Origin of the sequence: Sphingomonas sp., from assembly GCF_035714405.1 — a bacterium.
In the GTDB taxonomy this organism is placed as follows: domain Bacteria; phylum Pseudomonadota; class Alphaproteobacteria; order Sphingomonadales; family Sphingomonadaceae; genus Sphingomonas.
Map to the genome: position 1 here is coordinate 1 of NZ_DASTMA010000008.1, position 13,344 is coordinate 13,344.

The window sequence follows — 13,344 nt, forward strand, 5'->3', positions numbered from 1 at the left end:
GCAACCACCCGCTCGCGCAAGTCCATCGAATAGGGCTTCGCCATCAAGGCTGGCCTCCTCGCCCAGCCTGCATCTTGAATCAGACTTCTCGCCCCAACGGAATCCTCAATCGATTCAGAGCAATGTCATCCCGCTCTAAGCGTAAGTTCAAGTCATATCCGATCGGCTATTTCCATATCGATATCGCAGAGGTGCAGACCGCCGAAGGCAAGCTACGTCTGTTCGTCGCGATCGACCGGACGAGCAAGTTCGCCTTCGTCGAGTTGCATGAGGAAGGTGGCAAGATGATCGCGGCCCAGTTTCTGCGCAATCTGGTCGCAGCGGTTCCCTACACGATCCACACCGTGCTGACCGATAATGGCATCCAGTTCACCAACCATGCCCACCACAAATACGCTTTCCACCACATCTTCGACCGCGTCTGCGACGAGAACGGCATCGAGCACCGTTTGACCAAGGTGAAGCATCCGTGGACCAATGGGCAGGTCGAACGGATGAACAGGACGATCAAGGAGGCGACCGTCAAACGCTACCATTACGACAGCCACGACCAGCTCCGCCAGCACCTCGGCGACTTCGTCGCCGCCTACAATTTCGGCCGCAGGCTCAAGACCCTTAAAGGCCTCACCCCCTACGAAGCCATATGCAAGGCATGGCAAAATGAGCCGGCCCGCTTTATATCAAACCCGCACCATCAATCACTGAGACCAAACACCTAACACGTGACGCTTGCGTGTCGATCGTTCTGCCGTAGCCTGTATCGATGCTGCTCGCTCGTGTTCGCTCTATCTGCACGGCCATTGCTCTGATCTTTTTGCCGAGCGGCTGCGCGGATGCAGCGCCCGCTGGCAGTCTGGCTGCGCGAGCGGTTGCCGAGGCGAAGTCGATGCCGGCGGGCCGGGAGCGCGATGTTGCTCTTCGCGAGATATCGCGCAACCTCCGCCACGCCGACCGCGATCATGCCATCGAGGCGGCTGCTGCCATGTCCGAGGATTACGAGCTGCGGACGTTCAGCCCCGGCCCGGACAAGCTGACCCATCAGATTGTGGCTCAGCAGAACGAGCAGAACAGCGAAGATCGCGCGTGTGAGCGCTTTGTCGAGCGGCTGAAGCCGAGCAGTGCGAATGCTGCGGACGATCGACGTATCCGCGATTGCTTCTCGATGGACGCTCCTCCGGGCATTGTTCCGACTCCAATCCCGCCATTTCGCCTGATCCTGATAGCGGCGGATGCGCTGCCGCCTGGAACGACCAAGGCACAGCTCCTTTATATGGCGACATGGCCGAGCGTGCCCGAACGTCTTGCTGGCGGTGCAGCCGACGCGGTACGCCGACTGCGCGCGTTGGTCCCCCTTCTCAGTGGCGAAACGCAACGACAGGCGAGCGAGCAGCTCGACACGATCGAGGTCGACCTGATCGAGGGCAGGCCGGATGACGCCATCGCGCGGGTGCGGCAGGGCTTTGCCAAGAAACAAGCCACGGGCGGGGTACTTTCACCAGAGCCGGCGACGCAGGCGCAGGGCCTCATCGCCGATTTTCTGAGAGCGCGTGACTTCGACCGCGCCATGACCGTGACGAACCTGCTGCCCCCATCCGCCGACTGCACGATGGTGGACGATGGTCTGACCGGTGTCACTGGATGGGTTCTCCCGACGCAGGACAGCGCAGCGGTGGCCGCCTACATGGCGCGGCTTCAAGCGTCGGGATCGTTGGCGCGGCTGTGCCCGAAGGGACTGGGCGACGAGATCGCAGCGGACGTCTGGCTCCAGGCCGGCGAGGACGGCAAGGCTCTGGATGCCGCGACCCGATCGGGCAACTCACGGGTTCTTGCAAGGACGCGACTTTCAATCATCGAACGCCGCATGGGGTCAGGCGACACCGCCAGCGCGAGGGCGATGCTGCAGACGGCAGCCGCAGCGGCTCCCGCGCTGGACATCGGCGACCAGTCCGACCGTGACGCCACGGCCAGGCAGCGCCTCCAACTGATACATCTTCTTGCTAAAGCCGGAGATGCCGAAGCCGCCGAGCGGCTAGCTAACAGCTATCTCGGCCCCGGATGGCGCGGTTTCGCTTACTCCGTCATTGTCGCGACAGTAAACCGCGAGCGTGCCGGTCCTAGTTGGGGCGGCCCCTTCCTCAATCTTCAGGAGGTTCCGGCCGAACACTGAGTGCGGGCGGGCCGGATTACGGCTGAAATCCCTGGCGCTGTGCGGCTGCCATCAAATTTTGTCCCCGCGCGACGTCCTGCCCGATGCCGCGTCCCTCAACGAGCATCCGCCCGAGCCGGTATTTCGCCTCCGCGTCGCCCGGTCCGCCGTCCGCGTTTGGGATCATCACAACCTGCCCCGACCCGCCGAGCCGGACGGGCGGCGCATAGATGCTGGTAAAGGCGGGCCGGTCCTGCGCCGCTTTCTCGTAGAGCGCAGCGGCGCGAACGTCGTCGCGCGCCAAGCTATCGCCCGTCTCCAGGGCGCGGGCGAGTTCGACCATGGCCGCACGTTCGCCCTGGTCCGCCCGGCATTGCAGGTGCGGGAGCCGGACTGCCTCGTCGGCATAGATGTACCGGATCGTGACTTTACCGTCGGCTTGCTCGACCGGAACCGCCTGAACACCACGCAGGCCGATGCAACTGGAAGGCAGGGCTGATGTCGCACAGCCCGTGAGCAACAAGGACGATAAAGACACCGGCGAAATGAGTGACGAACGGATTATGTTTTCCCCGCTTGGCATCAGTGGGCCGATCGCGCTTTTCGTTGCAGCAGCTTCTCGCCGTCTGGCCTGATCTCGCCCTTGGGCGTGACATGACGGTAGAGGGTCTGCCGGGTGACACCCAGTTCAGCGCATAGCTCGGCGACCTTCGTTTCGGGCTTGCCCATTGCGGCTTGGGCAAGGCGCAGCTTGGCCGGCGTCATCTTGAACGGGCGCCCGCCATGCCGGCCCCGCGCGCGGGCGGAGGCGAGGCCGGCACGGGTGCGCTCGACGATCAGCTCGCGCTCGAACTCGGCGAGGCCGGCGAAAATTGCGAAGATCAGCCGGCCGTTGGCGGTGGTGGTGTCGATCGACGCGCCTTCGCCCGCCAGCACCTTGAGGCCGATGCCGCGCCTCGTCAGGTCGCCCACCGTATTGACGAGGTGGCGTAGGTCACGGCCAAGTCGGTCGAGCTTCCAGATCACTAGCGTGTCGTCGCGGCGCAATGCCTTCAGGCAGGCGTCCAGCCCCGGCCGCTTGTCGAGCCGGCCCGACGCGGCATCCTGATAGATATGCTCGGGATCGACGCCGGCCGCCACCAAAGCGTCACGCTGAAGGTCATGGACCTGGCTGCCGTCCGCTTTCGAGACCCGTGCATAGCCGATCAGCGTCGTCACATATACGTCCGTCTGCGTGACAAAGCCGGCTTGCTCGCCACCAAGCGCCTTCTTTGTCACTTAACCCGTGTTCCTGTCTATGCTCCGCCAACATCGGGAAATGCTGATTTCGTGACAGCCCTGGGCAGAGGACGACGCCATGTCGGTCAAAACGATCCTATCGCCAGGGCAGCGGGCCGCGATCTTCGATCCGCCTACCCAGCGCGAGACGATCGAGCGGCTTTATACGCTTGGGCCGAACGACCTCGCACACGTTGGTCGACGGCGCCGCGCCCCCAACCGGATCGGCTTTGCGGTCCAGCTTTGCTATCTTCGCCACCCAGGGCGGGCGCTCGCGCCTGGTGAGATGCCGTCCAATATTCTGCTCGGCGCATTATGCGAGCAGCTGGGCGGCCAGTCAGCCGACTTCCTCGCCTATGCCGAACGGGCACCCACCTTGCGCGAGCACCGCGCCGACATCGAGGCGCTGCTCGGGCTGCGGGCGTTCGAGCGCTCGGACCTACGGGCGATGTTTGCGATCGGCATCGAGATCGCCACGTCGACCGACCGCGGCGCGCCGATCGTCGCCGCTATGGTCGATCGCCTGCGGCTGACCCACGTCGTCGTGCCTGCGCCGTCGACCCTGGAGCGCGTGGCGCTGATCGCACGCGCCCAGGCGCGCCGTACCGCATGCGGGCCTGATCCGCGATTGCACGCCCGAGCAGGAAACGAGGCTCGCCGACCTGATCGACGCGCGCGAGCAGGGGCGAACGGGCCTGGAGTGGCTTCGCGACTGGTTGGAAGCGCCGAATGCCGCCAAGCTGAAGGCATTGATCGAGCGGCTGGACCATGTTCGCTCGCTCGGGATCGAGCCCGACCGGGCACGCCGCATCCACGGTGCCCGATATGCCGTGATCGTCCGCATCGCAGGCATCGTCACCGCCCAGCACCTGCGCCGCCTCGAACGTCGACGACGACTGGCGACGCTGGTCGCGTTCGCGATCGAGATGGAAGCGGCGCTGACCGACGCGGCGCTAGTCATGGTCGAGAAGCTGGTCGGCTCGCTATTCCGGCGCGCCGACCGGACCCGCTCGGAGCGGCTGCTCGGGCAGGCGCGGCTGCTGAAGGAGACGGCTCGCGCCCATGTCTGGCTCGGCCGCCTGCTGATGGACACGCGCACGAGCGGCCACGACCCGCTCCAGTCGGTCGCTGACCGCATCGGCTGGGATCAGCTCGAGCGTAGCGTCCGATCCGCGGAGGAACTGACCCGCTCGGCCGATGACGGTCTGGAGGAGGTGATCGAACGCTACCCTGCAGTCCGCAAATTTGCGCCCACGTTCCTGTCCGCCTTTACTTTCCGCGCCGCCCGGTCGGGCGATCCGCTGCTCAGCGCCGTGGAGGCGCTGCGGCGGATGTACTATGACGGCCGCTCGGTGCTGCCCAAGCGGGTGCCGACCACGTTCCTCAAACCGCGCTGGCGCAAGGTGGTGTTTCCGCCCGGGAACGGCATCGACCGACGCGCCTATGAGATCGCCGTCATTGTCCACCTGCGCGAGCGGCTCGCCTCGGGAAGCGTGTGGGTTGACGGCAGCCGCGCCTACCGCACGCTCGACGATTATCTGCTGCCCCAAGCGGCGTTTGTCGGCATGCGCGAGGAAGGCCAACTTGGACTGGCGGTCACGCCCATGTTCAAGGACTGGCATGACGAACGCCGCGTCCTGCTCACCCGGCGCATGGCCGAGGTGGAACGCGCAGCCGCGACCGGCGAGCTGTCGACGTCGCGATCACGGGTGGCGAGCTGACCATCTCGCCATTGCGTCGCTCGGTGCCGGATGCGGCCGAAGAGCTGAAGACGCGCCTTTATGCGCTGCTGCCCCGCATCAGGGTCACTGATCTGCTGGTCGAGGTCGCGACCTGGTCAGGGTTCGCCGACCGGTTCGTTCATGCGCGCAGCGGCGAAGCCGCGTCCGACCAGTCGGCGCTGATGGGCACTATCCTTGCCGATGCGACCAACCTCGGGCTCGGCCGCATGGCCGAAAGCTCGCGCGGGCTGACGCTCGCCCGCCTGCGCTGGACGGCCGAGTGGCATGTCCGCGACGAGACGTACCTGTCGGCACTGGCCGCGATCGTCGATACGCATACCGCGCATCCGCTTGGGGCAATATGGGGACCGGGCGATACCTCGTCGTCTGACGGTCAGTTCTTCCGGGCGGGCGGGCGCGGAGAAGCTCGCGCCGATCACAACGCGCGCTACGGCAGCGAGCCGGGCGTGCTGTTCTATACGCACGTCTCCGACCGGTTCACGCCGTTTCACACCAAGGTGATCGCCGCGAATGCGGGCGAATCGTTTCTGCTGAAGAACGGGAAGGCTGCCTCCATCGGATTGGCCGGCACGGTGCCGCCATAGCTCCCTATCAGATTCCCGATTTCGCGTCGCACCGCCGATCGGTCGGCAGCTATCCCCTAACTACCCGCTTCCGGAAACAGCCCCGGCATCCAGCTCCCTGCCAGCTTGGCAGGAAACGCGATCCGCAGGGGCGCCCGCGAACTGTCGGCCGTCAGCACGCCCAGGCCCGTCAGCGCCGCGGTGACCCGGCGTGCCTGGCGCTCGCCGGTGCCGACGATGCTCTCCACCTCACCGCGGGGGAGTTCTCCCCGGTACAGCACGGCGTCGATCACCTGGACGGCCTTGGCCGGGAGCCTTCCCCGATCCGTCTCCTCGGCCGCCCAGCGGCGGATACGGGCGCGCAGCTGCTCGGGCTGGACGAGGCCGGTCATGAAGTCGACTTGGTCGATGCAAGTTTTAAGGAAGAAGGTGGTGAAACTCCCCAGTTCCTCCTCGCTCAGCGCGCCGCGACCGTCGAGATCGTTGCGGCGAGGCAGGTCGCAGGCGGCGAGGTGCTGCTTGTAGGCCTGCACGTTGCGACCGAGGCCGCGCGCGATCGACCACACGCCGCCTGTGTCGAGCGCGTCGAGCAGCATGGCGTGCGACATGAGGCGGGCGACCCGCCCGTTGCCGTCAAGAAAAGGGTGGATCCAGGCGAATCGGTGATGCGCGGCCGCCAGCGAGACGATGGCGTCGGTCGCACCGCGTTTGCTGTAGGCCCAGGCAAAATGGTCGAGGAAGCGGGGCACGGCACCGGCGCTGACCGCGATATGCCGCCCAACCCGGACGTCGCGGGTCCGCCAGGCACCGGGCTCGACCGGAACACGCTCGCCGCCCTCGACCGGCTCGATCCGGAGCATCGACTGGGGCAGGTGCTCGCAGAAGCGCCGGTGAACCTCGCGCAGGCCATCGACGCTCGTCGCCCGGCCTGCCAGGCCGCCCCCGTCGATCCACCCCTGCACCGCGATATGAGCGGTCGCCTCCAGCTGCAGGTCGCGCTTGGCTGGGTCGGCGCTGAAATCGTTCTTCAGTGCCCGCTCGATGTCGACGGGGTGGGTGTCGTGACCCTCGATCAGGTTGCTGTAGTAGCAGTTCATCGCCCGGACGAGGTCGGCGAGCCCGGTCCGCATGGCCGGCGGGAGGCTGCTGCGGAACGCGGCCGACTTGGCGGTCAGCTCCAGCGCGAGGTCAACGGCGTCACGAAAGCGCGAGCCGCCTTCGCCGATCTTCATCGGCTGCATGGCGGCTATGCCTTCGCCGCGATCGACGGCCGGGACGATGTCCGGTTCACTGGCCATGTTGACGAGCCTCGAAACCTAGCTGATTAAGCCTTTGTGATCGGTCTATGGAGACAGAGCGGGTCCGGCACAATGTCCGGTTTCATGACCGGCTGGCGGCCGGTCTCACGTCGATCGTCAGAGTTCCATTCCCTGGTCCCGATCGCGGCCACTTCCGCCCATGCCCGGCCCCTCCATCCTGAGCTGCTGCTCGGGCATTCTTGCGTCGAGCGCCTTCTCCAGCGCCGGCTGACGCATCATGCGGTCCTCGAGCCGTTCGAGGCGGCGCTCCGCCCGGTCTTCGCTACGCCAGGTCTCGGCCTTACCCCGGTCGTCCGACGCGGCCCGCCAGTCGGCGACGAACCGGTCGGCATAGGTTCGGGGATCGGTGCGCGCCCTGCCCTCCTCCGCCCAGACCTGCCGCAGCGCGCCAGGGGCCGCCTGTTCCAAGCCCCGAGCCGGGTCAGGGCTGCGATCGAGCACGATCCGCAGATCCTCGGCTGCATGAGGCCGCACCCGGTCGATCGCGGCCGCGGCCGCAGCCAGGTCGCGCGTTTCGGCGGGCGAGAGCCGGCCCCCTTCCTCGCGCATCCGCTCGGCCGCCAGGAACAGGTGCGCATAATGATCGAGCGCCCGGTCGAGCGGCGAACGCGCCTCGGGCAACCGGATCGCGCCGGGTGCCTGGCCGCGCCCGGCGACGTCGAGCGCCGAGGTCTTGTCGCCGGCGTTGCGGGCAATACCACGCTCGACCTTGCGGCCCTCATCGAGCACCAGCGCCACCCTGTCCGCCACGCGGGTGAGCGCGACCAGGAACGACCGTTCGGTAAGCAGCTTCCGCTCGGACGAGCGAAGCGCCACGATGCCGTGCTCGGTGGTCACGCCCTGCGCCACATGGACGTTGATCGCGTAGGCAAGGTCCAGCCGCTCGGCCATGCGGTCGCCGGAGTGGATCTCGCGTACAATGCCGTCGTCGCGTGAGGATACGACCAGCCTGCCCCGCCCCACCTCCTCCACCCGCGCCATCACACCGTTGTCGAGTCCGCGGTCGGGGTCGTTATCGGTCCAGCGGATGCGGTCGCCGCGGTGCAGCTCGACCTGCTTCGACGCGTAGATCGATACGGCATCACGGTCGAGGTTCTTGGCCAGCCGCGCGGGTCGGAGCAGCTTGTCGCCCCCTGCCGCCATCGTCAGCCGCACCCGGTCGCCCTCGATGCCGGTCACCACGCCGCGGTCGCCGCGCACCAGGCCTTGAGCAGGCAGGTCGGTGCGGACCTCCACGATATGGCCCGGCTGGTAGGCACGCATCTGCCGCGCGCCTTCCCTAGTCGCGTTGACCCGGTCGAGCACGGTGAACGGCGTGCCGGTGCCGGCGATCTCGCCGGTCGCCTTCAGCTCGGCCTGCACCGCCAGATTCGCCTCGGTCCGCATCGCGCGGCCCCCGGTCAGCAGCAGCGTGGCATCGCGCTCCTCGCGCGGCAACGCAGCCCAGCGCGCCGCGACCGTCGACGTGACGTGTGTGCCAGGCACCTCGACCGTGTCGGATTTGAGCAGCGCGAAGACGCTGCCCGTGTCCTTGCGGTCGAGCGCGGCGGTGATCGCCTTCATCTGCCCGGATCGCGAGCGCAGGTTCTCGGTGACGTGCGCGGTTGCGTGGCCCGCCTGCTGGCTCGCCTCGAACGGCTTGCCCGCATCGATCGCACCGAGCTGACGGATGTCGCCGGTCTGCACCAGCCGCGCGGCGTCGACGATGTTGGAGAGCCGGACGATCCGCTCCATGTCGCGCGTGCCGACCTGGCTGGCCTCCTCGACGATGATGACCGCGCCGGCCAGCTCCGCCTTCACGCGCGCGACCTGCGCGGGTCGCGCGGTGCCGTCGATCACGCGGGTATGGCGGGCGAGGAAGCGCGCGATCGTGCTCGTGTCCGCGCCTGTATCGCGGCCGAGCTGGGCCGCGGTGCGGCTCGCGACGGCGACACCGATCACGGTACGTCCCTCGGCTTTGGCAATCGCCACGATCGGCGCCAGCGCGGCCGACTTGCCGCGACCTGCCCCGCCCTGGACGTTGACCACCCGGTCCGAGGAGGACAGCACCAGCACCGCCGCAGCTTCCTGGCCCGGGTTGAGCCGGCGCAGGCCAAGGTCGCGTGCGGCCTCCTGCGCGCGGACCGCAGCGTCGACGGGCAACGATTTGTGCCGACCGCCCCTGCCCCGCCTCGACCGTGGCGAGATAGGCCTGTTCCAGCCGCACCGCGCCCCGGGTCGTCACCATGCGGTCGCCGTCACCGAGCAGCAGCCCCTTGGCTTCGAGCAGCGCCAGCCGAGTCTCCACGTCGCCGACCGTCACCGGTCCGCCTCGCGTCAGGCTTTCACGGATCAGATCCAGTCGGTCAAACGCCGCCTCGCGCTCGCCAAGCTCGCGGGCTGCGGACGCGACCGCCTGCGCCGCGGCATAGGCATGCGGCGCCAGACGACCGAGCCGTTCGGGTACGAGCGGGTCGCCGTCGCGCGGGGTCAATCCCATCCGACACGTCACATGTCGGATCATAATGCGTTCGACCTCGTCGAGCGTCACATCGTCGCGGCGCCGGTCGTAGAACTGGGTCGTCCGCGTCGACGCGTGATTGGCTATGATCGCCGCGCGCTCCAGCGTGCCGCCGTTCTTCAGATAGGCGGTGATCCCGGTTGCGCGGAACGAATGGTTGCCGATCCGGGCCGCGATCCCCGCCGCGGCCGCGCGACGCCGCACCATCTGATAGGCGCTGGCCTGGGGCAGAGGGGTGCGGCTCAACCGCCCCGTCCCGCGCACGATCGTGCGGAACAGCGGCCCTCGGGCGTCCCCCGCCAGATCGCAGCCGTAGATATAGGCATGGAGATACGCCTCGAGATTGTGGTGGCACGGCATCGCGTGGCGCTTGCCGCCCTTCTCGTGGAGCTGCACCCACAGCCGTCGGTTCTGGACGAACACGTCCTCGACCCGGCAGGCCAGCGCCGCGCCGACCCGCGCGAAGGTGTAGACCATCAGCGCGATCAGCGCGCGGTCGCGCAGGCCAATGCACGTCGACACGTCGATCGCGTCGAGCAACGCGCGCGCCTCGGTCGGGTCGAGCACCGGCGTCTTGCCGGTCCGCGCGCTATGCGCCGGCCCGCGCACCGACACCGCCGGGTTGGCGGGCACGACCTGGCAGCGCACCAGCCAGTCGAAGAGGCGACGCACCGCGGCGAGCCGCTGCTTGACCGTCGGCGCCGCCAGGTCGAGCCCGAGCTGCTCGATCCACGCGGCGACGTGGAGCGGCTGGATCTGCGGAAGCGCGCTCACCCCGCGCATCGCGCACCAGCCGAGGAAATCGCCCACCGCGCGCATAGGCGCGCCGGGTGTGGGCGTTGCGGATCGTCGCGGCGAAGAATTCCAGGAAGCGCAGCTGCGCTTGGCGGTCGGCCGCGGCGATCAGCGCGGGTAGGCCGGGCGCGGGCAGGCGAGGCCGGGGAGAAGAACGGGGGCGGGCGGGGCAAGGCCGCTCATACGAGCCGCCCGCCGCCGAGCATCTTGTTGAGCCGAAGAAGCTGCTTAGCCGTCCGGGGAATCATCGTCGTTCTCCTTCATCCCGACCGGCATCCTGCCGTGTCGCTTGCGTCTGATAAGGACATTATCACACGCTATCCGGTCCTGCGCGGTCGCCTAGCGGCTTTGCCTGCCGGAAAGCCGCGCGCCACCATTTGCTAGATGTTAAGCCCTTGAACCTACGCGCTGGGAACGTTCGGTAAGCGTTGCCTGGGCGGGTATTTATATGGCGTCTATAAAAGCGAGCGTGGAAAGCAGCCTCGATCTGTTTGAGACGGCGATCGGCAGCGTCCTGGTTTCCGACATCACGCTGGTCGACCCGGGCCGGATTACCATCGGCTTCAGCCATGGCTTTTCCGATATCCTGGAAGGTAGCGGCTTCACGGTGGATGGCGACGGCCGGATCATCTCAGGCACGATTACGCGCATCGCCGAGTACAGGAACAATGTTCTTCAGTTCGTCATCAGCGACCTAGCCATTCCTGCGCAGTCGTTGACCACCTGGATCGCGGAGGGCGACTACCAGACCGTCATGCTGACTCTTCTGTCGGGTTCCGACCTCGTTACCGGGAGCGACCGTGTGGACAGGATCTTTACGTCGGACGGGAACGACACAGTAAGGGCGGGCGCCGACAATGATGAGGTCGGCGGGGAAGCGGGCGATGACCATCTGTACGGCGGCGCAGGAGACGATTCCCTCGATGGCGGCAGCGGGATCGACCTCGCTTATTACGATGACCTGTTCTCCCGATATGCCTTGCGGTTCACCGACCACGGGCTGGAGTTGGCGGGACCGGTCAGCGATGGCGACGATACGCTGAGCGGGATCGAGCAGCTTCATTTTAGGGACGGCGTCCTGACCATCGACCACGAAGCGGTGGGATCCAGGATTATCCGCCTGTACGATGCCGTTCTGCACCGCGCGCCAGGGCAGGTCGAGTTGGAAGGCTGGCTCGATCGGGCCGCAAAGGGCATGAACCTGGAACAAGTCGCCGCCTATTTCCTCGATTCCGCGGAATTTAAGGCGGCAGGGGCTACCGTTGGCCCCGATAGCGCCTTTGTCGACTTCCTCTATCGCCACGCGCTCGGCCGCGAAGCCGAACTGACGGGCCGCGCGTATTGGACCGGCCAGCTTGCGGGCGGGCTTTCGCGTGCCGACGCGCTGCTATTCTTCTCGGAATCGGCCGAGCACAAGGATCGCACCGCTGACCAGACCGCAACCGGCTATTTCCAGACGGACGAGGGCTACCAGACGATAGCACTGCTGTACGATAGCTTCGCCGACCGGCTGCCGGATACGGCCGGGCTGATGCACTGGGGCGACCAGCTCAATGGAGGAACACGCTCGCTTTCGGAGATCGCGAGCCTGTTCGTAATCTCGCCGGAGTTCCAGGGCCGCACGGGAAGTATGTCGCACGCGCAGCTCGTCGACTTCATGTACCGGAACACGCTCGGGCGCGAAGCGGACCCGGGCGGGCGCGCCGGCTGGATCGCGGCGCTGGACGGCGGCATGACCGACGGCGACCTGCTGCTCGGCTTCGCGCTTTCGGCCGAGCACCAATTGCTGATGAGCACGTACATCACCGGCGGGATCGACGTCCTCTTCTGAGGCTCCGGCAGTCCGGCCATTGGAGGCACGGCTCGGGGCCATGATGTGCGTCGATCCGCGCGATTTTCGTACAAAGCGCCTATCCGGTTGCGGCGACCCGCTTATCCTGAGCGACGACTCTGTATATGATCTGCCGTTCCGCAGCATGGTTCCGCCCGGTGACATGCTTCGGACTTTGCAAACGCGCAGATCATGGCGAGCCCCGGTCCGGCGATCAGCTATACGTCCTATGACGGCGCACAATTGGTGCGTTATCCTTGGGCGGGCCGGCAGGTAGCGATCCTGACGGAGTCGAACGCGCTCGACATCCCGCGCATGACCACGCTGCTCGACGCCCTGGATCGGGCGTTCGATGTTTACGTCTCTATCACTGGACGTGAGCCGCCGGTGTTCTATTCCTTCCTCAACAAGGCTGAAGGGGTCTCCTACATCGTCGGTGGCCGATCCGGCGACACGCTGACTGCACCATCGGACGCATCGCCCGTGTTTGGCTTTAGTGGAGACGACGAGCTTCGCGGAACAGGCGTTCGCGATCTGCTCTTTGGCGACGATGATGCCGATAGGTTGTCGGGATTCGCCGGCAGGGACCAATTGATCGGCGGTCGTGGCGACGACGTGCTCGCCGGCGGAGCGCACGATGATCGGATCGATGGTGGTCTTGGGCGTGATACTGCGACGTTCGCGGGCATCTTTCATCAATCGGCTATGACCCTGAACGCAGGGGTGGTGACAATTACCGGTGCAGATGGACAGGACACCGTCACCGGCGTCGAGCTGTTCCGGTTCGCCGATAGCGTCTTCGTCATCGATCCGAACAGCACGGGCGCGCAGGTGCAGCGGCTGTACGCAGCCGTGCTCGATCGGGCGGCAGACCCGCCGGGGCTGGAGAACTGGCTGGACCGGCTGCATGACGACGGTTGGACGATCAACCAGGTCGCCGACTTCTTTCTCGGCTCGCCCGAGTTTCAGGCGTCGGGCGCGAACGTCGCGGGCAATGACACGTTCGTCGATTTCCTCTACATTCAGGTTCTCGGCCGTGCGGCGGATGCGGCGGGGCGGGCCGACTGGATCAGCCGGATCGATGCGGGGCTCGCGCGCTCGGACGCGCTCTTGTTCTTCTCCGAAAGCAACGAGCACAGGGCACAGACCGCGAGCGTGACTGGCGGAGGC

Annotated in this window: 8 protein-coding genes and 2 pseudogenes; 5 read left to right on the forward strand and 5 right to left on the reverse strand. The window is 66.7% G+C overall.

Annotation, left to right across the window (positions count from 1 at the left end):
* Both VFQ64_RS02430 and VFQ64_RS02435 read left to right on the forward strand, forming a co-directional pair.
* The coding region (locus VFQ64_RS02430; protein ID WP_325101713.1) for an integrase core domain-containing protein at positions 1-719 on the forward strand (719 nt) is incomplete at its 5' end.
* Positions 720-763: 44 nt separating this feature from the next.
* Positions 764-2,167 (forward strand): hypothetical protein, encoded by a 1,404-nt coding sequence (locus VFQ64_RS02435; RefSeq protein WP_325101714.1) that lies wholly within the window; start codon positions 764-766, stop codon positions 2,165-2,167.
* 16 nt (positions 2,168-2,183) lie between these two features.
* On the opposite strand, the gene VFQ64_RS02440 is transcribed toward VFQ64_RS02435, so the two are convergent.
* Both VFQ64_RS02440 and VFQ64_RS02445 read right to left on the reverse strand, forming a co-directional pair.
* A complete protein-coding gene (locus VFQ64_RS02440; protein ID WP_325101715.1) occupies positions 2,184-2,669 on the reverse strand; it encodes a hypothetical protein in 486 nt (161 codons plus the stop codon).
* Positions 2,670-2,728: 59 nt separating this feature from the next.
* Positions 2,729-3,364 carry a recombinase family protein gene (locus VFQ64_RS02445; protein WP_325101721.1) on the reverse strand — a complete coding sequence of 212 codons (636 nt, stop codon included), beginning with the start codon at positions 3,362-3,364 and terminating at the stop codon, positions 2,729-2,731.
* Positions 3,365-3,503: 139 nt separating this feature from the next.
* Between VFQ64_RS02445 and VFQ64_RS15555 the strand changes: the two are divergent.
* Positions 3,504-5,708: pseudogene (locus VFQ64_RS15555) on the forward strand (Tn3 family transposase); the annotation flags it as partial.
* Between the two features lie 98 nt (positions 5,709-5,806).
* Here VFQ64_RS15555 and VFQ64_RS02465 read toward each other — a convergent pair.
* The 3 genes and pseudogenes from VFQ64_RS02465 to VFQ64_RS02475 form a co-directional block, all read right to left on the reverse strand.
* Positions 5,807-7,027 carry a Fic family protein gene (locus VFQ64_RS02465; RefSeq protein ID WP_325101717.1) on the reverse strand — a complete coding sequence of 407 codons (1,221 nt, stop codon included), beginning with the start codon at positions 7,025-7,027 and terminating at the stop codon, positions 5,807-5,809.
* A gap of 117 nt (positions 7,028-7,144) precedes the next feature.
* The gene (locus VFQ64_RS02470) at positions 7,145-9,190 is read right to left on the reverse strand and encodes an ATP-dependent DNA helicase (RefSeq protein WP_325101718.1); all 2,046 of its coding nucleotides are present in this window, start codon (positions 9,188-9,190) and stop codon (positions 7,145-7,147) included.
* 355 nt (positions 9,191-9,545) lie between these two features.
* Positions 9,546-10,455 (reverse strand): annotated as a pseudogene (locus tag VFQ64_RS02475) (tyrosine-type recombinase/integrase); the annotation flags it as partial.
* A gap of 357 nt (positions 10,456-10,812) precedes the next feature.
* On the opposite strand from VFQ64_RS02475, the gene VFQ64_RS02480 reads away from it, so the two are divergent.
* Both VFQ64_RS02480 and VFQ64_RS02485 read left to right on the forward strand, forming a co-directional pair.
* Complete coding sequence (locus VFQ64_RS02480; protein WP_325101719.1) at positions 10,813-12,174, forward strand: DUF4214 domain-containing protein; 1,362 nt, start codon at positions 10,813-10,815, stop codon at positions 12,172-12,174.
* Positions 12,175-12,366: 192 nt separating this feature from the next.
* On the forward strand, positions 12,367-13,344 hold a 978-nt coding region (locus tag VFQ64_RS02485), incomplete at its 3' end, for a DUF4214 domain-containing protein (RefSeq protein WP_325101720.1).

Bases quoted from the DNA above. Each gene is read 5' to 3' on its own strand.
- VFQ64_RS02435 (WP_325101714.1), top strand. From the start codon at position 764: ATGCTGCTCGCTCGTGTTCGCTCTATCTGCACGGCCATTGCTCTGATC.
- VFQ64_RS02465 (WP_325101717.1), bottom strand. From the start codon at position 7,027: ATGGCCAGTGAACCGGACATCGTCCCGGCCGTCGATCGCGGCGAAGGC.